We start from the raw sequence: 20,805 nt of genomic DNA on the forward strand, positions 1-20,805 counted from the left end.
TCCTTCGCCGTTTTCGGCTTTTTCCTGTTGTCTCACCCGAGAATGCGCGGCCCCTCCACCAGACGGACCTCGTGCGGATAGGGGGTAAAGGGCGCGCGCGGCTGGCGGTGCAGTTCGGTCGCCATCGAGACGTGCGCGAGCGCGAGCAGAAGCTGCATCAGCCGCAGCGGCGCACCTTCGAGATCGCGCATGTCGCGCCCTTCCAGCGAACGGATCGCCTCGGGCGCGAGCGCCAGCATGGCGGTGTAGAACGCCTCGATCTCCTCCATCGAGGCGGCCTCGCGCGCGGCGCGCCGTTGCTGCGCGCTGGCCGCCGCCCAGTAGGCGACGTGGGGTTCGAGCGCCTCGAACCCCGCCGGCAGCGAGCGGTCTGCGGTCACGCCGCCACCGGCTGATCGACGCGCCGGCCAAGCACGGTGGAGATCACGCCCTGCAGCGTGGCCCCGGCATCGGCCACCGGCACGGCCCCGCGCCAGGCGACGTGCTGGTCGGGCCGCACGATGATCGCCCCGCCGCGCTGCAGGCCGGAGATATTGGCCCAGCGATCGTCGACCGGCGTGAAGTCCTCGTCCTTGCCGACAGGGACGAGATCGATGGTCAGCCCGCTGGCCGCGCGGGCGGCATCGACGGCGGCGGTCCAGTCCCCCGCAGGTCCGTCCACGAACACGGTGAAGCGGTCGAGCCGGGTCAGGTCGAGGGTGGAGACGCGGCTGTCGTCGTGGTCAAGCCAGACATGGGCCATGCGGTGCCCGGGGCGCATGGTGGGCACATGCGTATCGCCCAGCAGTCCGCGCGGCGGTGGCTCGGTGCCGTCGGGGACGATGGCGCCGGTGTCGTAGCGGAAGCCGATCTCGATGTCGTGGGCCTGGAATTCGGCGCGCTGGGTGCCGATCACTTCGGCCACCATCTGCCGCCGCGCCGCGCCTTCGGGCGTGTCGGAGAACAGCTTGTGATAGGCGCCGATGTTGAACTCCACCGGCACGCCCGGCATCAGCCCGATCGCGGAATCGATGGTCAGGTGGTTCTGGAAGGTCATCATCGCCCAGGCCACGTTGTTGGCGGCCACCGGGCGGCGCTCCGCCTCGTAGCTATCCAGCAGGGCATCGCCCGCGTCGCCGCGGATCACGGCGGCCAGCTTCCACGCCAGATTGTGCGCGTCCTGGATCGCACTGTTCAGGCCAAGGCCGGTGGTCGGCGGATGGCGATGCGCGGCGTCTCCGGCCAGGAACACGCGGCCCTTGCGGTATTCGCGCGCCAGTACGCCCTGCACCTGCCAGTCGTTCATGCGGATGATCTTCGGGTCGAGATCGGGCAGGCGCAGCAGTTCGCGGATCTGCGGGATCGCGGTTTCCGCGTCGAGCTTGCCCGCCTCGCCCGGCTGGAAGGCGAAGTGCATCAGCCATTCCTTGCTTTTCGCGCCGAACGTATCGGGGCCGAGCGCGACCATCACGCCGCTGCCCCATGATCCGCCCTTTTCGGGGTTGGTGAACCAGCGGATCATCACCGACTCGTCCTCGATGTACTCGGAGAGGTCGGCGGCGAACCACACCGTCACCATGTCGATCAGCCGGTCGATGCCGTCCATCGCGATGCCGAGCGATGGTCCTACCAGACGCCCGCCGTCCGCCGCGATCATGTACTGCGCGCGCACTTCGTAGACTTCGCCGGAATTGCGATCCTCTACTTGCGCGGTGACGCCGTCATCGTCCTGCGTGAAGCTCTTGAGTTCCTGATGGAAGGTGATGCGCGAGGTGGGGTAAGTGGCGAGGTGCTCCAGCAGCAGCGGTTCGATGTACATCTGCGCGAAGTTGGCGGCGCGCACCGGGCTGTCGGCGCCGTAGGCGTCCTTCAGCGAGTGGCCGCCGAAAGCGTCGATGATGCCGATGCGCTTGCGGTCGAGCGGGCCGTCACCGCCGAGGCTGGTGTACCAGCCCACGCGCGCCATGTTCTCGGCCGGGGTGCTGCTGCGGTAGATGTGATCGGCCAGCCCCTCTTCACGCATGATCTCCATCGTGCGCTGGTTCAGGTAATGCGCCTTGGGCGCGGGCGAGGTGGCCGGATAGCGCTCTATCACCAGGCACTCGATGCCCAGCCGCCCGAGGAAGTTCGCGCTGGCCAGCCCGCAGCCCGCGCCGCCGACGATCAGGACCGGGACTTCGATTCGCTTCATTTCGCGTGACCTCTCCATTGCCTGGCTCAAGCGCCGGGGGCGCTCCGCCGCATTTTTCGTAGAATGCTACAACTGACCAAATAGTCAATATTAAGTTCAGGCGGCCTGCGCCTCGACTTGCGCCACGTAAGCCTCCACCTGATAAGGATCGAACAGTTCGCGCACCTTCAGCAGCACCCCGTCGCGGTAGGTGAAGAACAAGTGGTAGGTGTTGCGGTAGATCGCCGAGCGCGGGCCGATGCCATAGGACTTGCCGAGGATCGCCACGGTATCGCCGTCCGCCACCGCCTGCTCGACATGGAATTCGAAATGCTCGAACCCGCCGAGGAACCCGTCGAGCAGTTCGCGCATCGCCGTCTTGTCGCGCTCGCCGGCGAAGGCGAAGCGATCGGGCAGGTAGGGCATCGTCCATGTGCCGTCCTCGGCGAAGGCGGCGAACATGGTGTCGAGGTCGCGTTCGGAGAGGAGGCGGCAGGCTTCGAGGGCGCGGTCCTTGTTGGTCGTCATGGGTAGAACTCCTGTCAGAATGCGGCGGCGAGGTCGCCGAAGGCGCGGGTGACCTCCGTGGTGTCCCAGTATTCGCGGAAGAGGATCAGTCTGCCCTCCTTGAAGCGCATTATGGTGATGTATTGCTGGTCGTAGGTGCCATTGGGTGCCGGGCAGGTGCCGACGTATTCGACCACCACTTCGCCCGGATTTCCGGTCTCCCTTGCGGTGATGCCGGTGAAGCGCAGGCCCTCCAGCCCCGAGACGACCTTCTCCAGATAGGCCCGCGAGGCGTGCTTGCCGGTGACCCGCTGCGGCATGCCGATCGAGCGGGCGAAGGGGAATTCGAGGACGAGATCCTCGTCGGCGATGGCCCACCATGGTTCCATGTCGGCGCCGAACGTCGCCATGAGATCGGCGGCTATGCGTGCGTTTTCAGCCATTCGTCCTATCCCGCCAAGAGGCCGCCATCGATCGGCAGTTCGACCCCGTTGACGAAGCGCGCCTCGTCCGAGGCAAGGTAGACGCAGCCCCAGGCGATGTCCCCGGGTGCGCCGTTGAAGCCATTGGGCTGCTGCGCGGAGAAGGCGGCGCGGGTCGCTTCGGGATCGTCGCTGCGGTCGAAGATGCCCTGCAGCATCGGCGTCTCGATCACGCCGGGGTGGATCGAGTTGGCGCGGATGCGCTGGTGGGCATGCTCGACGGCGGTGGACTTGGTGAAGGTGCGCACAGCCCCCTTGGATGCGCAATAGGCCGCGAAACCGGGGGCGCCGACGACGCCGTAGGCCGAGGAAATGTTGGTGATCGAACCGCCGCCGCCCGCGATCATCGGCGGCAGCGCATGCTTGGTCAGCAGGAATACGCCGCGCGCGTTGATAGCCATGATGCGGTCCCATTCGTCCACCGCAAGGTCGATGTCGCTGCCTTGTCCGGGAACCCCCGCGCAGGCGACGGCAGCGTCGAGGCGGCCCCAGGTCTCGGTCGCCAGCGCGACGGCGGCGGCGACGTCGCTCTCCTTCGAGGCGTCGCAAGTGGTGAAGCGGACCTTCTCGGGCGCCTCGTCCAGCAGGGTGCGCAAGGCGGCGTCGAGCGGGGGCTGGATGTCACAGGCGAGCACTCGCGCGCCTTCCTCGACGAACAGCCGCACGACCGCCGCGCCTATGCCCGATGCGCCGCCCGATACCACGGCGACCTTGTCCTGAAGTCGATTCATTTCCCATCTCCCTTGGATTTGCTTGCGGAGCAGCCCGGCAGCCGGAAGGCCACGACGCTGTCGGAAAGCGGTGATTGCAGCATGTTGTGGCCGCCTGCGGCGGTGGCGACGTACTGGCAGCCGGTGCGCGGGCTGCGGTAGGTCATCGGCATCGTCTGCGCGCTGGCGGGCAGGCGGGCGGACCACAGTTCCTCGCCCGTCGCGGTGGCGAAGGCACGCAGGGTCTTTTCGCGCGCGGCGCCGATGAAGGTGAGGCCGCTCGCGGTGGTCAGCGATCCGCCGAAGTTGGGCGCGCCCATCGGGATCGGCAGGCCGAGCGCCAGGCCCAGCGGCCCGGCATCGCGCGCGGTGCCGAACGGGCGCTCCCATGCGACCTTGCCGGTGTCGAGATGGATCGCAGCGATCCGGCCGAACGGCGGGGCATTGCACGGCACGCCCAGCGGCGACGCGAGGGGCTTGAGGCGAACACCGAACGGGGTGCCCGCCTGCGGCAATGGCAGGCCGAAGTTGGTGACCGCGTGGCTGCCTGCGGCCGCGCCCGCGATCAGGCGGTCGGTCTCGGCGCGCGGCACCAACTGGATGATCGTGCCGTAATAGAGCGCGTTGGCCACGGCGATGCGCCGGACGGGATCGATCGCCACGCCGCCGAAGTTCATGCCGCCGCCGATGCTGGGGTAGATCAGCGCCTCGTCGGTGCCGGGCGGGGTGGCCTTGCCGTCATAGCGCAGTTGCCGGTAGCGCACGCGGCACCAGAGCTGGTCGAACGGGGTGAGGCCCCACATGTCGCGCTCGGCAAGGTCCGGGCCGGCCATGGAGTGAAAGGCGGAGAAGGGCTGCGTCGCGGCGACTTTCTCCACCGCCCCCCGGCTGGGGACGGTGCGTTCCGTGACCGGCAGCAGCGGTTTGCCTGTGCGCCGGTCGAGCACGAACGTCTCGCCGCGCTTGGTGGGGATCGCGATGGCGGGGGTGTTGCCAGCTGCGAAGAGGCTGGGCTGCGCGGGAACGTCGTAGTCCCACAAGTCGTGATGCGCGGTCTGGAACGACCAGCGCACGGCCCCGGTGGCGATGTCCAGCGCGACGACCGAGGAGCCGAACTTCTCGCTCGCCGCACTGCGCAGCGCGCCGTAGTGGTCGGGGGTGGGATTGCCGGTCGGGGCGTAGATCAGGCCGAGGGTATCGTCGACGCTCATCGGCGCCCAGGTGTTGGGCGTAGAGCGCGAGTAGTGCTCGCCGGGGCGCGGGCCGTGGACGTTCAGCGGATTGCCCGCGTCCCAGGCCCACACGAGCGCGCCGGTGCGAACGTCGTAAGCGCGGATGACGCCGGAGGGCTCATCGTTGCTCTGGTTGTCCGCTACCCATCCGGCGACGACGATGCGGTCGCGGGCGATGGCGGGCGGGGCGCTGGAATAGTAGAAGCCGGGCTGCACCAGTCCCATGCCGTCGAACAGGTTGACCGCGCCGTTAGTGCCGAAGCCCTCGCAGGGCTTGCCGTCGGCGGCGTCGAGCGCGATCAGGCGGCCGTCGAAGGTGGCGGTGACGATCCGCGCGGCGCAGCGGCCGGTGTCTTCGGTCCGGGCGAAGGCCACGCCGCGACAGGTGCGTACGGCGGAGGAGCCCTTGGCGGATACCCGGGGATCGAAGCGCCAGAGTTCCCGGCCGCTGTCGGGATCGAGCGCGAAGACCGAATTGTCCTGCCCGCACAGGAACATCCGCCCGCCGACCATCAGCGGCGTGGCGGAGAGGTAGCCGGTGGCGGGGTCGGACGGAATGCGGGTATGGAAGGTCCACGCGGCTTCGAGCTTGCCGACATTGGCGGGCGTGATCTGCGCCAGCCGGGAAAAGCGGCTGCCGCCCTTGTCCCCGCCCCACGATGTCCATTCGTCCCCCGCTGCGTCTGCGGGGATCGGCGCCGAGGCGGCGATCGCTTCGGCCGCGCGAATGTCGTGGCTGTCGCGCCCGAGGTGCGCGCCGACGACCAGCAGCAGCGCCAGCGCCCCGACACCCGCCGCAAGGCTGGCGCCCCGGCCGAGCGAGGCGCGCGCACCGGGAATGAGGAAAAGCAGTCCGAGCAGCGCCGGGGCCAGCAGCCGCGCCGTCAGCGGCCATGGCGCGAACCCGCTTTCCGCCACCGCCCATACGATCGTGACCACGAGGAATAGCGCATAGCCCTTGGCGCCGATGCCGCGCCCCAGGGCGATCAGCGTGCCAGATCCCAGCAGCACGGCTCCGGCGAGAAGGTAATAGACCGAGCCGCCCAGTGCGGCGAGCCATAGCCCGCCTGCCGGGAATGCCAGACCTGCGATAGCCACTGCCATGCCCAGGGCAATCGTGCCCCGGCTCGCCGTTTTCGGCGCCATCCTCGTTTCCCCGTTCGTTTTGAGGAGGCTGGACTAAACTTACCTTATGGTCAATAAAAACATTGCACGCCCACCCGTATCGAGTGGGGAAGGATGCGAAGATGGGAGAACGAAGGAATGAAAGGTCTTCAGGACAAGTCGATCGTCGTCACCGGCGGTGCTAGCGGGATCGGCGAAGCGGTGGCGCTTGCGCTGGGCGAGGCGGGCTGCCGGGTCACCGTGGCGGACCTCGACGGCGGCAAGGCGCAGGCCGTCGCGGCAGCGATCGGGCAGGCTGGCGGCACCGCGCAGGGCATCGCGGCGGACGTGGCGGATGAAAGCTCGGTCACCGCGATGATCGATGCGGCGGTGCGCGCCTACGGCCGCATCGATGGCGCCTGCAACGCCGCCGGTGTCCCCCAGCGCGGCAAGCTGCTGCACGAAGTCGAACTGGACGAGTGGGACCGCTGCCATGCGGTGAACCTGCGCGGGCTGTTCCTGTGCAACAAGCACGAGATCCGCGCGATGCTCGACAAGGGCGGGGCGATCGTCAACATCGTCTCCACTTCCGCGATGGTCGGTTTCCCGAACGGCAGCGAGTACTGCGCCAGCAAGGCCGGAGCGATGGGCCTGACGCGCGGCGGCGCGATCGATTATGCGACCAAGGGCATCCGCATCAACGCGGTGCTGCCGGGCGGTACGCTCACGCCGATGCTGAAGGGCGCGATGGAGGTCGATGCCGGGCTGGAAAAGGCGCTGGCCGCTGTCCATCCGATGAACCGCTTCGGCCAGCCTTCCGAGATCGCGGGCGCGGTGCGCTGGCTGCTGTCGGACGAAGCCTCGTTCGCCACCGGCGCCTCGTTCGCGATCGATGGCGGGCACACCAGCATCTGATCTTCATCTGTCATAACGGCAAAAAAGTGGCCCGGAAACCTCGCGGTTTCCGGGCCTTTTCAGGAGGGTAGGTCTCTTCTTCAGAAGTTCATGCCGACCGTGATGCCGTATTCCGCCGGGCGCCCGGTGTAGCGCACGAAGGTGTCGTAAGCCTGCGTGGCGTTGCTCCAGTAATAGGTGTTGAAGATGTTCTTGCCCCAGACCGACGCCGTCCACTTGCCGTCCGAGGAACGGATGCCGAGGTTGGCGTTGACCAGCGTATAGGCCTTGATGTCGTAGAGGTCGGAAGTCGCCCCGAAGGTGGCCGAACCCGGCACGACCAGCGCCGATACCGAACTGCTCTGCCCGTTGAGGCCCGCGCCCACGAAGCCGTCCAGCGCCGAGCTGACCGGGAACGTGTAGTCCGCGCGCAGCGAGTACTGCCACTTGGGCGAGAACGGCAGGTCGACGCCCTTGAACGAGGCGTTCACCGGCACCAGCACGCCGCTTACCGCCGTCTGGCCCACGGCGCCGAGGTACTTGTCCACCTTGGCGTCGAGGTACGTCACCGAGGCGCTGAGCGACAGGCCCTGCATCGGGCGCGCGTTGACTTCGAGTTCGGCGCCCTTGATGGTGGACTTGGGCACGTTCAGCAGCTTGTCGAGCGCGCCGAAGATCGGATCGACGAATTTCGCGCGGGTCTGCTTGTTCTTGTAGTCGTAGTAGAACGCGGCGCCGTTGATGGTGAGCAGGCGGTCCATCAGCTGGGCCTTGAAGCCCGCTTCGTAGGCCATGATCGATTCCTGCTTCACCGGCGCATAGGCATCGAAGATCGCGCCCGACAAGTGCGGGAAGCTGCCCGCCTTGTAGCCCTTCGACACGTTGGCGTAGAGCAGCAGGCCGTCCACCGGCTTGAAGTCCGCGCCGACCATCCACGAAGTGCTGTTCTCGCGGATGCGGATGTTGACGGTGGTGGCGGTCAGGAAAGTATCGGGATCGACCGGATCGTTCGCCGAAGGATCGCCCAGCACCAGCCCGCGCGTGTCGAGGATGATCGAGCCGCCCGGCGCGATCGTCGGGATCTGGTAGCCCGGGCCGCCGTAGAGCGGGCCGAGAGAGCCGTACACCGCGTTGAAGAAGTCGGTCAGCGTGACGCCCGGAGTGCCGCCGAAAGTGGTGTCGGTCGGCAGGATCGGGAACTGCGGCAGATCGCCGTTGAAGGCATAGGCATCGCGCTTGGCACGGGTCTGGCGGATGCCGGCCTTGAGCGTGATCTGGTCGTTGACGTCGAATTCCAGGTTCCCGAAGGCGGCGTAGTTCGTCATCTTCTGGCGGGTTTCATACGTGCTGCCGACGATGCCGTTGACGTAAGTGGAGCTGGTGTCGGTGTAGGTCAGCCAGGTGACTTCGTTGACCTTGGTGCGCTCGTAGTTCGCGCCCACCACCCAGCGCAGCGCGTTGTGGGAATCGTTGGCGATGCGCACTTCCTGCGTGAAGCTCTTGATGTGGCCGCTGTCGCTGCGCAAGTCGAGGTCGCGCAGCGCGGTGCCGCCGCCTTCGGTGGTGTTGTCGAACTTGAGGTCGGTGTAGCCGGTCAGCGACGTGACGGTGATGCCGCTGAAGTCGTAGTCCATGCGGAACAGGCCCTGCAGCATGCGGTTGTCCTGCCGCGGGCGATAGTCGGTGGACCAGTCGGCGGCGCGGGCATTGCGCGGTGCGTTGGGGTAGGTCGCCTGCGGATAGGGTACGGGGCCGTCGGCATACGTGAACGGCGCGATGGCGGGGGCGCCGGACACGTCGTTCTGCGGCACGAAGGCGATGCGCTGCGGGGCCTGCGGTTCACTCTGGTCGCGCCAGCCGTTGAGGTTGAGCGAGGCCTTGAAGTCGCTGCTCGGCTCGAATTCGAGGATCATGCGCCCGGCGATCGTATCGGCGCGGCCGTTGCGATCGTCGCGGGTATAGCTCTTCTGCCAGGCGTCGCCGTTGACCGCCTTCACCGCGATGCGCCCGCCCAGGGTATCGGTGATCGGGCCGCTGATGAAGCCGTTGGCCTCGATCGTGTTGAAGCGGCCGTAGCTGAAGGTGGCGCCGCCCTCCAGCGTCGGTGTGGGCGTGTTGGCGACGAAGTTGATCGCGCCGCCGGTGGCGTTGTTCCCGAACAGCGTGCCCTGCGGACCCTTCAGCACTTCGACGCGCTGGAGGTCGAAGCCGGTCTGCGCGGACATCACCGGCAGCGCCAGCGGGAACTGGTCCATGTAGACGGCGACGTCGGGGTAGGACGCCAGCGAACTGTCGTAGAAGCCGACGCCGCGGATCGTGTAGACCGGCGTGGCGTTCGGCGTCGGCGCGAAAGTGAGGCCCGGCGTCACTTTCGCCAGGTCCGCGATGTTGGAGATGTTCTGGACCTTCAGCGCCTCGCCGCTGACCGCGCTGACGGACGAGCCGACTTCGCTAAGGTTCTGTTCGCGCTTGTTGGCGGTGACGACGATCTCGTTCGTGCTGGCGGACGAGGGCGGCGATGTGGTTTGGGGCGCTGTTTCTGCGGTCTGCGCGTCCGCATATGTCGCCGAAAGACCCAGCGACAGCAGCGATCCGCCTGCAAAAAGCACAGCGCGTGCATGCATTTTCATCGATTATCCTCCCCATGGGTGCGGCGCTTTGCGCTCGCCGGTTGCATTTGCTTAACCTGACCAATTGGAATTCTAATGAGCGCATTTGGCGCGTCAAGCCATTATTCGAACTCGTGATCTGCTGCAGATCTACAGGTTGCCAAAGGCTTTGAAATTCGGCGTAAATATCGATTAATATACTGTAATTTATAGATAAATATCGGATTTATGGGGAACATGACCGATGCGGTTGGTGCTTGCCTTCCGGCATTCCTGTGCTGTTTTTGCTGGGCGGGCTATTAGTCATATGGTCAGATAATTCGTGACGGGGAGCAAAGGTGTGAGCTGGATTCGCCGATTTTGACGACTTTGCCTGCGATCTCTGTGTCCCGCCGTGCTCCGCGGCGAGAATCATATTGACCGTTTGGACAGTTTAAATCACATCGACATTCACAACGCATGCCTTGGCAGAGACCGGCAGCGAAAAACGGAGGGCGAGATGCCGAAGTCCAAGACCATCATCAGCTGCGCCGTGACCGGTTCGATCCACACGCCGTCGATGTCGCCGCATCTGCCGGTGACGGCCGATGAGATCGCGCAGAGTGCGCTTGAGGCGGCAGAGGCAGGCGCGGCGATCGTCCACCTGCACGCGCGCGATCCCGAGACCGGCAAGCCGGTGCATGAGCCGGCAGACTTCGCGCCGTTCCTCAAGGTCATCAAGCAGGCAAGCGACGTGGTGGTCAACATCACCACCGGCGCCTCGCCCTACATGCCCGTCGAGTACCGGGTGAAGCCTGCCGAGACGTGGCAACCCGAAGTCGCCAGCCTCAACATGGGCAGCATGAACTTCGGCCTGTTCCCGATGCTGAAGAAGGACCGGGAGTGGAAGCACGCCTGGGAGCCCGAAATGCTGGAGGCCAGTCACGATCTGGTCTTCCGCAACAGCTTCAAGGACATCCGCTACGCGCTGGAAACGCTGAACAAGACCGGCACCCGCTATGAGTTCGAGTGCTACGACACCGCGCACCTCTACAACCTGCACTATTTCTGGAAGGAAGGCCTCGTCGAAGGCCCGTTGTTCATCCAGACGTGCTTCGGCCTGCTCGGCGGCATCGGCGCCCACCCGGAGGACGTGATGCACATGAAGCGCACCGCCGACCGCCTGTTCGGCGATAACTACCGCTGGTCGGTGCTGGCCGCGGGCGCGAACCAGATGCCGGTGGCGGCGATGGCGGCCAGCATGGGCGGCCACGTGCGCGTGGGACTGGAAGACAGCCTCTGGATCGGCAAGGGCCAGCTCGCCACCAGCAACGCGCAGCAGGTGACGAAAGTGCGCCAGATCATCGAGGGCCTCGGCGGCGAGATCGCCACGCCTGCCGAAGCACGCGAAATCCTCGGCCTCAAGGGCGGGGACAAAGTGGGGTTCTGAAGCGCTCCTTTTCGCAGCAATCGGGATGACGATGATGACCGCTACGATCACCGAGATGCGCGCGGCCCTGGGCTGAAGATTGGCGGGCATCGGGCCAGTTGCGCTTCGATGCCGACGCCACCGCCAATGCAGCGACGCAACTGTTTCCGGAGAAACTGAAATGGCCATTGAACTCAAAATGCCGGCGCTGTCCCCGACGATGGAGAAGGGGACGCTTGCCCGCTGGCTGGTCGGCACGGGTGATACCGTCAAGGCGGGCGACCTGATCGCCGAGATCGAAACCGACAAGGCGACCATGGAAATGGAAGCCGCCGAAGATGGCCGCATAGCGCGTCTGGTGGTGCCTGCAGGTAGCGTTGATGTACCCGTAGGTGCCGTTGTGGCACTGTTGAGTGCCGGTGAGGACACCGATCCTGTCCCTCTCGCTGCTGCCGAAACCTACGCCGAGCCGATTCAGACATTGCCCGTTTCAGCCCCGGATGTCAGTTCGACATCGCTCGCCCGGCGCCTTGCCACGGCACGCGGCATCGGGTTGGACTCGATCGCGGGCTCGGGGCCGCGCGGCAGGATAATGGCGGCAGATCTGGGACTTGCGACGGCGGCATCGGTTGCCCTGATCCCGGCGGAAGATCGGCCGCTGCCCGCGCCTCAGGGAATACCGATGCGCAGCGAGAGCCTGTCCACTATGCGCAGGACCATCGCCCGGCGCCTGACCGAGAGCAAGCAGACCGTCCCGCACTTCTATCTCACCGCCCGCTGCCGTCTTGACGGATTGCTCGAACTGCGCCGGGAATTGAACGGTGCCGTCTCGCATCGCGGTGCCAGCGTTTCAGTAAATGACTGTGTTATCAAGGCGATGGCGTGGGCATTGGAGCAGGTTCCAGAAGCCAATGTGCAGTTCGCCGGGGACCGGATTCATCGCTTCGAACGCGTCGACATCGCCATGGCGGTGGCCATCGACGGCGGCCTCGTCACACCGGTCATCCGGGATGTGGCGGCCCTTTCCCTTGGCGCTGTTTCCGAAGCGGGCCGGTCGCTTGCGGCGAAGGCGAGGGAAGGCCGCCTGACGCCCGGCGACTACGAGGGCGGGACCGCGACCATCTCGAATCTGGGGATGTTCGGCATCGATGAGATGGTGCCGGTCATCAATTCACCGCAAGCCATGATCCTGGGTATCGGGGCAGGGGTGGAACAGCCGTGGAAAGTCGACGGCGATATTGCGCTGGCCACGATCATGGCCGCGACCGGCAGCTTCGACCATCGCGCGATCGACGGCGCCTTGGCCGCGCAATTCATGGCCGCGTTTCGTGAGGCGATCGAGGCGCCTATGCTGCTGATTTCCTGATACAATTCTTGCGGGAGAGTTCTAAACTCTCCCGCAAGAGGACGTCCTAGACCAGTTCGGCCATGCCAGCGAGGCCGCCGATATAGGCAGGCACAACAAGCGTGCGAGCAAGTGCGTGATCGAGTTGCAGTCGGGTGCTGTCGTCCATGTCGGCGACTATGCCGCTGCAGTCCTGCGACAGTCCCTTAAGGGCTGCCATCGCCGCCGGGCGACCGCGAAGCCAGAAGTCCATGCCGACCCTCCGCTGGACCGGTGCAGATCCGGCGGTAGGGGCTCCGAACAGGGCGCTGGCCAATTCGGGGCATTGCGAAGACGCCTGCGATACCTTCGTGGAGATCGCCTCCCGCGCGGCTTCGATGCTGTCCGGCAGGGAGCCGTCCTTTGCCGCCTTGTCATAGGCCTGCTTGCCGAGGAACATCGTGCGGATCATGTTGCGGGGTTCGGGGCGCTGGATCAGAGCCGAGAACACGGACATTTCCGCGCGGATGGCACCATCGATCGGCTGGATGATGCCGAATTCCACGCAGTCGAGAATGGCGAGAGGGGCCGGTTCGTGGCCGAGCATCCTTGTCAGTTCGCGTTCGCGATGGCGCTCGATGGCGCCGGAAATCTCGGCATGCGGCAAAGGAGCACTGTCAGGGTGGTCCCAGGGCTGCACGCAGTGGGCCGCCTCGGACAGCAGCCAGCGTTCGGCGGCGGCGATCTCGTCGCCTTCATCCACGACCTCGCCGGCAAGGCCGGCAGCCACGGCATCTTCGCCCTGGTATGTACGGCCGAGAAGCAGGACTTCCAGCCCGGCCTCGACGCCGACGAGGCGCGGCATGCGCTGGGTTCCGCCGGCGCCGGGAAGCAGCCCCACGGCATATTCAGGCAGGCCCAGCATCGCACGGCGAGAACGGGTCAGGACACGGTAGTGGGCTCCGAGCGCCAACTCGCATCCGCCGCCGAGTGCGACACCCGCCACGGCGGCGGCAATCGGCTTTCCTGCGGTCTCCAGACGGCGGATTGCATGGCTGAGGGGGAAGAAGTGGTCGAAGGCGATATCGAAACGGTCGGCCCTGGGCGCGGCGACGATCATCTCGTAGGCGACGCCCAGTTCCGTCAGGTCCGCGCCCGCGCAGAAGCCGCTGGTCTTGCCGGAACGGACGACCACGCCGCGAACGTCGTCGGCGCGGTGCAGCCATTCGGCGAATGCGCCCAGTTCATGGATCGCCTTGTTGGAAAAGACGTTCATCGATCTGTCGGGGCAGTCGAAAACGAGATGGATCAGGCCGTTGTCCTGTCGTTCGACACGGAATTGGGTGAGATCGGGGAGGGGCAATGTCATGAATTCTCCTGCGCCGGCTTGCGGCATTGCGAGAGGCAGGGTCAGAAGGCGACCTTGTCGCCGCCCTTGAGGCCGAGGATTTCGCGGGCTTCGGCAGGCGTGGCGATCTCGCCGCCGAGGCCCTCGATGATCTGGCGCACCTTGGTGACCTGCTGCGCGTTGCTGGTCGCAAGCTGGCCCTTGCCGATCCACAGCGAGTCCTCCAGCCCCACGCGCACGTGGCCGCCCATGCTGGCCGCCATCGCCGCCACCGGCATCTGGTTCGCGCCTGCCGCCAGCACCGACCAGCGGTAGTTGTCGCCGAACAGGCGGTCGGCGGTGCGCTTCATGTGCATCACGTCTTCCGGATGCGCGCCGATGCCGCCGAGGAGGCCGAAGCAGGTCTGGATGAACAACGGGCCTTCGACCAAGCCCTCCTTCCAGAAGTAGTGCAGGTTGTAGAGGTGCGCCGTGTCGTAGCACTCGAACTCATAGCGGGTGCCGGTCTTGTTCAGCGTTTCCAGCGCATAGCGGATGTCCTTGAAGCTGTTGCGGAACACCAGATCATGGCTGGCCTCCAGCATTTCGGGCTCCCAGGCGTGCTTCCACTCCCGGTCCTTTTTGAGCATCGGGAACAGCCCGAAGTTCATGCTCCCCATGTTGAGGCTGGCCACTTCGGGTTGCCACGTCTCGGCGGGTTTCACGCGGTACTCGACGGGCATGTAGGGCGAGGCGCCGGTGGTGATGTTGACCACCACGTCGCTCGCCTGCTTGATCACCTTGAGGAACGGCGCGAAGTCTTCCGGCTCATGCACCGGCTTGCCGGTTTCGGGATCGCGCGCATGCAGGTGGACGATCGCCGCGCCAGCCTCTGCCGCCTCAAGCGCGCTCCGGGCGATCTCCTCAGCCGTCACCGGCAGATGCGGCGACATCGATGGCGTGTGGATCGAGCCGGTCACGGCGCAACTGATGATGGTCTTGGCCATATAATCCTCTCTTGTGTTCTCAGAGCCGATCCGAAACCGCACGCCAGCTTTCTGCCAGGACATCGCGGAATTGGGGGGCGGCTATACGTATCAGGGCTTCGGCGCGGTCATCATGGCTCTTGCCCCGCAGGTCGGCGGCACCATGTTCGGTGACGACTACATCGGTATCGAGCCGGCTCAGCGATGCCGGGCCGCGTGCAGAGGCAGGGTCGATGATGCGCGACAGCGTGCCTTTCGCCGCGTCGGCGGGAAGGCAGATCAGGCGCAGCCCGCGCGGCGACAGGCGGGCGGCGGCGGCAAAGTCGCTGGCGCCTCCCGGTCCCGACATGGCGCCCTTGGGGCCGACCTCGGAATAGACTTGTCCGAACAGGTCGACTTCCAGCGCGGAATTCACCGTGACGAAGTGTTCGGCGGCTCCCGCGATGCGCAGATCATGCGTCACTGAGACCGGCCGAAACTGGAAATGGGGATCCTCGAGCCCGGCGTAGAGTTCGGGCGATCCGATCGCGACGCCGACAAGGGCGCTCGAACCCGGGGCCATGGCCCCCGATCGCACCAGCCGCAGCCCGCCGTCGCCGACGAGGCCGGTATGAAGGCGCAGGTTGCGGCGGTCATGCAATGCATCGAGGACGGCGTCGGGCACTTTGCCGAGGCCGGTCTGCAGCGTGGCGCCGTCTTCTATGAAGCGGGCCGCATGTTCCGCGATCGCGCGCGAAACAGGGTCCGGAAGATCGGCGGGCGTGCCTTTCAATACCTGATCCTGCTCGATGAACGCGGTCAGTTCGCCGAAGGGAATACCCGGATCGCCTGCCGTGCGCGGCATGGCGGGGTTGATATGCGCGATCCGCGTTCCGGCGGATCGCCAGAAATCGGGAATGAACGCTGTTTCCGGCCCGAACGAGCACATTCCGTTTTCATCGGGCGGGCTGCACATGAACAGCACGGCGCTTGGCGGCTCGGCCGCATAGAGCTCGGATATCTGCCCGTAGCACAGCGGCCTGAAATCGACCCGCTCGGGTTCTGCCCTGAGCTGCGGCGTCTGGAAGAACGTCAGCACGCGGCTTAGGCTGCTTCCCGACCATGTCCGGCGGTTGAGGCCGGGCACGAAGATGCCGGAGAACCGCATGGCCGCCAGGGTATCTCCCCCCCCGGCGACCATATCGGCCAGCAGATCCGATTCCGCGCTGCACGACGAAACCAGCGTCAGCCCACCGGGCGGCAGGACTGCGGCCAGATCGTCGTCGGTGATGCGTCGTGGTGCCACGGGCCGGACCTGCTGATTTGCTATCTGCTATTCCGTCACTTCACGTACTTGTGGAAGTCGGGCGCGCGCTTCTCGGTGAAGGCGCGGACGCCTTCCTTGGACTCGTCGGTGTCGTAGAACAGCTTCACCGCATTGAGCGCCAGCATCGAGATGCCGCGGATGTTGTCGCTGTCGGCATTGAAGCTGCGCTTGGCGAGCGCCAGCGCGGTGGGCGAGCGCTGGGCGAGGATGTCGGTCCACTCGGTCACCGCCGCATCGAGCTGGTCGTGCGGGACGATCTTGTTGACGAGGCCCATCTCGAGCGCCTCTGCCGCCGTATACTGGAGGTTGAGGAACCAGATTTCGCGCGCCTTCTTGTCGCCGACGTGGCGGGCGAGCAGGGCGGTGCCCCAGCCTGCATCGACCGAGCCGACCTTGGGGCCGACCTGTCCGAGCTTCGCCGATTCCGACATGATCGAAAGGTCGCACAGCGTTGCGAAGACGTTGCCGCCGCCGATCGCGAAGCCGTTGATGCGGGCAATCACGGGCTTGGGAATGTCGCGGATGATCGACTGCAGTTCGTCGATCGGCAGGCCGACGATGCCGCGCCCGTCGTACTGGCCTTCGTGGGCCGACTGGTCGCCGCCGGTGCAGAAGGCCTTGTCGCCCGCGCCGGTGAGCACGACCGAGCTGACGCCGCGATCGTCGGCGGCCAGCTTGAACGAGGCGATCAGCTCCTCGATCGTCTGGGCGTTGAAGGCGTTGTAGAGCTTGGGGCGGTTGATCGTGATCCAGGCCGCGCGGCCCTTTACTTCGTAGATCACGTGCTCGAACTGGGGTGCTTCGCTCATAGCGAGTCCTTTCCTGCGTTGTTCTTGTAGATCGCGTGGGAGCTGGCCATCACCCGCTCTCCGACGGTGGCGATCGCCTGGGTGAAGATCATCGTGCGCGTGGTTTTCACCAGCACGACCTCCGCCACCAGCCAGTCGCCCGCGACGGGCGGAGCCAGGTAATTGACCTGCAAGGATATTGTCGGCGTATGGGGATCGGCGGCTTCGCGGTCCTGGTAGACGAAGGCCTGCCCGTCGAGGAAAGTCGCCATGGCGCCTCCGTGCATGCCGCCGACGCCGTTGCAGTGATCTTCCGAGACCTTCAGGCAGTAGCGCTTCGCTTCCCAATCGACCCAGATCTGGCCGACCGTCCACGCTCCCGTGCGGGTAACGATGCCGGTTTCCCAGTTTCCCGGGATCGGCGGTGGGGTATTGTCCTGATCCGACATGGCCGGATCAGACCATGTTCATGCCGCCGGAGACGGAAATGGCCTGCCCGGTGATATAGGCCCCGTCGTCCGACGCGAGCATCGCCACGATGCCGGCGTAGTCCTCGGGTTCTCCCATGCGCTTCAAGGGGATACCGCGCACCATCGCGTCCTTCCACTTCTCCGCGTCGGCGCCTTCGCCCAGCACCGAGGCCATCATCGGCGTGTTGGTTGGACCAGGGCAGACGCAGTTGGCGAGCACGTTCTTGCGCGCCAGTTCGCGGGCGATCGACTTGGTGAAGCTGATGAGGCCGCCCTTGCAGGCCGAATAGACCGCCTCGTTGCTGGTGCCGACGCGCGCCGCGTCCGAGGCGATGTTGATGATCCGCCCGCCGCCGCGCTGCGCCATCCGGCCCGCGACCGCGAAATGGGTGTTGAGATTGCCCTTGAGGTTGATCGAGATGACCTTGTCCCAGAACTCCGGGGTGGTGGTCAGGAAGGGCATGGGCTTGTCCCATCCGGCGTTGTTGACCAACGCCCAGACGGGACCAAGGGTGTCCTCAACGGCACCTACCGCAGCCTGAACGGCCTCGAAGTCGCTCACATCGACCTGCCAGGTCTGCACCACGGCGTCTCCGGCGAGCTTTGCGGTCTCGTCGCCCGCCTCGGGGCTGAGATCGAAGATGGCGACCTTGCACCCCTCCGCCGCGAGCCTGAGAACGAGCGCGCGCCCGATGCCCTGTCCGCCGCCGGTGACGATGGCGACCTTGCCTTCCAAACCTTTCACAACAACCTCCGTTTGTTCATGACCGGCTACATTTCTATGTCGCCGGCCCCTTCGGCATCGCTGCCGATGAGTTCGATCAGTCTTGTCTTGACCTTGAGGAGTACGCCGCTGGCGCCCTCGAGTTCTTCGTCTTCCACCACGCTCATGATGTCGGCTTCCACCGCATCAACCGCTTCCCTGATCGCGGCGACCAGCTTCTGGCCAGCCTTGGTCAGGTAGATGCGACGGGCGCGGGCATCGCGTTCATCCGCCCGGCGTTCCACGAAGCCACCGGCTTCCATGCGATCGACCAGTCCACCGATCGCCACCTTGGTGAGATCGAGGTCGGCGGCGAGGGCGGTCTGGGTCATTCCGTCGCGGCGCGACAGGAAGGCCAGCACCCACCACTGCGAACGCGTGATGCCGAGGGGCTTGAGGGCCCGGTCCACGACGATGCGGCGCATGCGCGACACGTCGTGGATCAAAAAGCCGAAGCGCAAATTGGAATCCAGATTCTTGGGCACGCTCTTTCCTTCGGAGGTTGAAACCTCCGCACTATCGGCAATCGCGCGTGCATCAAGAGGTAAGCGTGTTTCCATTACCCTTTGCGCGTCAGCTTGCCCTTGAACATCTCACGCGCGATGATGGTCTTCATGATCTCGATGGAGCCACCGGCGATCTTGACGATGCGCGCGTCGGCATAGGCGCGGCAGATCGGATACTCCCACATATAGCCCCAGCCGCCGAACAATTGCAGGCACTTGTCGACCGTTTCGCAGTGCAGTTCCGAGGTGGTCATCTTGGCCATCGCGGCATCGACCGGATCAAGCTCGCCCTTCATGAACAGGTCGATGCACTTGTCGGTGAAGACCCGCGCCATCACCGCACGTGCCTTGAGGTCGGCCAGCACGAACTGGGTGTTCTGAAAATCCCCGATGGTCTGGCCGAAGGCCTTGCGCTCGGCAGTGTAGTCCACCGTCCATTCGATGACGGTTTCGGTCACGGTCGCCGAGCGGATCGCCTGGGCGAGCCGTTCCTGCGACAGCTTCGTCATCATCAGCGCGAAGCCCTGACCTTCCTCGCCCAGCATTGCGCTGGCGGGCACGCGCAGGTTGTCGAAGAACAGTTCCGAGGTGTCCTGCGCCTTCATGCCGAGCTTGTCGAGGTTCTGGCCCCGGTTGAAACCGGGGAGGCTGGCATCGACGAGGAACAGCGAGGTGCCCTTGGCCCCGGCGGCGCTGTCGGTCTTGGTGGCGAGCACGATCACGTCGCACAGCTGGCCGTTCGAGATGAACACCTTCTGCCCGTTGATCACGAAGTCGTCGCCTTGGCGCTCGGCGCGGGTGCGGATCGCCTTGAGATCGCTGCCCGCGTGCGGCTCGGTCATGCCGAGCGAGCCGATCGCCTCGCCGCTGACCATCTTCGGCAGCCACTGGCGCTTCTGCTCCTCGGTCCCGAAGGCGAGGATGTAGGAGGCGACGAGGTCGGTGTGGATCAGGAAGCCCGGGCCGCTCGTGCCCGCGCGCCACAATTCCTCGAAGACGATGACGTCGTAGAGATAATCCGCGCCGATGCCGCCGTATTCCTCGGGAACCGTGCAGCACAGCATCCCGGCTTCACCGGCCTTGAGCCATACGTCGCGCGGGACGATGCCGTCCTTTTCCCACTGGTCGTGGAAGGGGACGATTTCCTTCTCGATGAACTTGCGGACAGTGTCGCGCCACATTTCGTGTTCGGGCTGGAAGAGGGATCTTTCGATCATGGCTCAGTTGCTCCCCCGTTGGGCTTTTTCCTTGGCGACCGAACCCGCGATAGCGGCGCGCGCTGCGTCCCACTGCTCGCCTGTCAGGTTGGTGAGATCGGCGAAGGTGCCGGGACCGGCCAGATGCTGCGCGCCGTCGATCGCGATGGTCTGCCCGGTTAGGTAATTGCACCCATCCGACAACAGGAAGGTAATCAGGTTGCACAGTTCGGGCATGTCACCGAAGCGGCGCAGCGGCACCGTCTCGCAATTGGTGGCCGAGCTTTGCGTGTCCGGGATCGGGTTCAGCTTTTCCCAGGCGCCTTCGGTGGGGAAGGGGCCGGGGGCCACGGCGTTGAGGCGGATGCCGTAAGGGCCCCATTCCACCGCCAGCGACTTGGTCATCGCGTCGATCGCGGTCTTGCCCATGGCGGACGGCACCACGAAGGCCGATCCGGTCCATACCCAGGTCGTCAGGTTGGAGACGACCGCGCCTGCGATCCCGTCGCGAATCCAGCGCTTGCCGCACGACAGCGTGGTGTAGAACGTGCCGTCGATCACCGTCGAGGTCACCGCACGGAAGCCGCGGGCGCTCAGGTCCTTGGTCGGTGCGATGAAGTTGGCGGCGGCGTTGTTGAACAGGCCGGAAAGCGGGCCCGTCTGCCAGATCGCCTCGACCATCGCGTCCACCGCATCGGCATCTCGGATGTCGCAGGCGTGAGCATGGACCGCGCCGCCGGTCGCCGCCGAAATTTCGGCGGCCGTTCCGTCCAGCAGCGCCTGGCGGCGGCCGCAGATATGCACCACTGCGCCGCGCGCGCTGAGGCTGCGGGCGATCTCCCGGCCAAGGCCGCTGCCGCCACCCGTCACTAGAATGGCCTTCCCGGCCAGTGCGTCCTGTCTAAAGATGTCCAAATCCTGCTCCCTTGGCCGGAGGCTGCCCCGAGGGGGTGCCAAATCACCCTTGCCACTAATTGTGAACCTGTTTACAAAATGATTCGGCGCTGTCAAGAAGGCTGCGACGATATGCCGCCGCCAAGCAGC

At 65.7% G+C, this 20,805-nt stretch carries 19 protein-coding genes; 3 read left to right on the plus strand and 16 right to left on the minus strand.

The window, feature by feature from the left end; translation table 11 throughout:
* Positions 1-32: 32 nt before the first annotated feature.
* The 6 genes from QRN25_RS18165 to QRN25_RS18190 form a co-directional block, all read right to left on the minus strand.
* Positions 33-380 carry a hypothetical protein gene (locus QRN25_RS18165; protein ID WP_271181511.1) on the minus strand — a complete coding sequence of 116 codons (348 nt, stop codon included), beginning with the start codon at positions 378-380 and terminating at the stop codon, positions 33-35.
* A complete protein-coding gene (locus QRN25_RS18170) occupies positions 377-2,170 on the minus strand; it encodes an FAD-dependent monooxygenase (RefSeq protein ID WP_285020608.1) in 1,794 nt (597 codons plus the stop codon). Before QRN25_RS18170 ends, QRN25_RS18165 begins: the two co-directional genes overlap by 4 nt.
* A gap of 96 nt (positions 2,171-2,266) precedes the next feature.
* Complete coding sequence (locus QRN25_RS18175; RefSeq protein ID WP_036529623.1) at positions 2,267-2,677, minus strand: nuclear transport factor 2 family protein; 411 nt, start codon at positions 2,675-2,677, stop codon at positions 2,267-2,269.
* 14 nt (positions 2,678-2,691) lie between these two features.
* A complete protein-coding gene (locus tag QRN25_RS18180) occupies positions 2,692-3,099 on the minus strand; it encodes a nuclear transport factor 2 family protein (RefSeq protein WP_271181508.1) in 408 nt (135 codons plus the stop codon).
* A 5-nt stretch (positions 3,100-3,104) separates the two neighbouring features.
* A complete protein-coding gene (locus tag QRN25_RS18185; protein WP_285020610.1) occupies positions 3,105-3,869 on the minus strand; it encodes an SDR family NAD(P)-dependent oxidoreductase in 765 nt (254 codons plus the stop codon).
* Positions 3,866-6,226, minus strand: a complete 2,361-nt coding sequence (locus tag QRN25_RS18190) for a membrane-bound PQQ-dependent dehydrogenase, glucose/quinate/shikimate family (RefSeq protein WP_285020611.1) — start codon at positions 6,224-6,226, stop codon at positions 3,866-3,868. The genes QRN25_RS18185 and QRN25_RS18190 overlap by 4 nt, the downstream gene beginning before the upstream one ends.
* A gap of 117 nt (positions 6,227-6,343) precedes the next feature.
* Between QRN25_RS18190 and QRN25_RS18195 the strand changes: the two genes are divergently transcribed.
* Entirely contained in the window at positions 6,344-7,099 is a 756-nt protein-coding gene (locus QRN25_RS18195) for an SDR family NAD(P)-dependent oxidoreductase (protein WP_285020612.1), read from the plus strand.
* A gap of 80 nt (positions 7,100-7,179) precedes the next feature.
* On the opposite strand, the gene QRN25_RS18200 is transcribed toward QRN25_RS18195, so the two are convergent.
* Positions 7,180-9,708, minus strand: coding sequence for a TonB-dependent receptor (locus tag QRN25_RS18200; RefSeq protein WP_285020613.1), 2,529 nt, complete (start codon positions 9,706-9,708; stop codon positions 7,180-7,182).
* Positions 9,709-10,186: 478 nt separating this feature from the next.
* On the opposite strand from QRN25_RS18200, the gene kce (QRN25_RS18205) reads away from it, so the two are divergent.
* Together kce (QRN25_RS18205) and QRN25_RS18210 are read left to right on the plus strand one after the other, a co-directional pair.
* Complete coding sequence (gene kce, locus QRN25_RS18205; RefSeq protein ID WP_285020614.1) at positions 10,187-11,116, plus strand: 3,5-dioxohexanoate:acetyl-CoA acetone transferase; 930 nt, start codon at positions 10,187-10,189, stop codon at positions 11,114-11,116.
* A gap of 160 nt (positions 11,117-11,276) precedes the next feature.
* Positions 11,277-12,461 carry a dihydrolipoamide acetyltransferase family protein gene (locus QRN25_RS18210; RefSeq protein WP_285020615.1) on the plus strand — a complete coding sequence of 395 codons (1,185 nt, stop codon included), beginning with the start codon at positions 11,277-11,279 and terminating at the stop codon, positions 12,459-12,461.
* A gap of 46 nt (positions 12,462-12,507) precedes the next feature.
* Here QRN25_RS18210 and QRN25_RS18215 read toward each other — a convergent pair whose 3' ends face one another.
* From QRN25_RS18215 to QRN25_RS18255, 9 genes are all read right to left on the minus strand, one after another.
* On the minus strand, positions 12,508-13,788 hold the full coding sequence (locus QRN25_RS18215; RefSeq protein WP_285020616.1) for an enoyl-CoA hydratase-related protein: 1,281 nt from the start codon (positions 13,786-13,788) through the stop codon (positions 12,508-12,510).
* Between the two features lie 41 nt (positions 13,789-13,829).
* Positions 13,830-14,753, minus strand: coding sequence for a 3,5-dioxohexanoate:acetyl-CoA acetone transferase (kce, locus tag QRN25_RS18220; protein WP_285020617.1), 924 nt, complete (start codon positions 14,751-14,753; stop codon positions 13,830-13,832).
* Positions 14,754-14,772: 19 nt separating this feature from the next.
* Positions 14,773-16,017, minus strand: coding sequence for an acetyl-CoA hydrolase/transferase family protein (locus QRN25_RS18225; protein WP_285020618.1), 1,245 nt, complete (start codon positions 16,015-16,017; stop codon positions 14,773-14,775).
* A gap of 35 nt (positions 16,018-16,052) precedes the next feature.
* Entirely contained in the window at positions 16,053-16,847 is a 795-nt protein-coding gene (locus QRN25_RS18230) for an enoyl-CoA hydratase-related protein (protein WP_271181498.1), read from the minus strand.
* Positions 16,844-17,275 carry a PaaI family thioesterase gene (locus QRN25_RS18235; protein ID WP_271181497.1) on the minus strand — a complete coding sequence of 144 codons (432 nt, stop codon included), beginning with the start codon at positions 17,273-17,275 and terminating at the stop codon, positions 16,844-16,846. The genes QRN25_RS18230 and QRN25_RS18235 overlap by 4 nt, the downstream gene beginning before the upstream one ends.
* Positions 17,276-17,282: 7 nt before the next feature.
* The gene (locus QRN25_RS18240) at positions 17,283-18,041 is read right to left on the minus strand and encodes an SDR family NAD(P)-dependent oxidoreductase (protein ID WP_285020619.1); all 759 of its coding nucleotides are present in this window, start codon (positions 18,039-18,041) and stop codon (positions 17,283-17,285) included.
* A 26-nt stretch (positions 18,042-18,067) separates the two neighbouring features.
* Positions 18,068-18,544 carry a MarR family winged helix-turn-helix transcriptional regulator gene (locus tag QRN25_RS18245; protein ID WP_271181495.1) on the minus strand — a complete coding sequence of 159 codons (477 nt, stop codon included), beginning with the start codon at positions 18,542-18,544 and terminating at the stop codon, positions 18,068-18,070.
* Positions 18,545-18,618: 74 nt separating this feature from the next.
* Positions 18,619-19,782, minus strand: a complete 1,164-nt coding sequence (locus QRN25_RS18250) for an acyl-CoA dehydrogenase family protein (protein WP_285020620.1) — start codon at positions 19,780-19,782, stop codon at positions 18,619-18,621.
* Positions 19,783-19,785: 3 nt separating this feature from the next.
* Positions 19,786-20,676, minus strand: a complete 891-nt coding sequence (locus QRN25_RS18255; protein WP_285020621.1) for an SDR family oxidoreductase — start codon at positions 20,674-20,676, stop codon at positions 19,786-19,788.
* Positions 20,677-20,805: the final 129 nt, after the last annotated feature.

It is taken from the genome of Novosphingobium sp. fls2-241-R2A-195, from assembly GCF_030209485.1.
GTDB lineage: Bacteria > Pseudomonadota > Alphaproteobacteria > Sphingomonadales > Sphingomonadaceae > Novosphingobium > Novosphingobium resinovorum.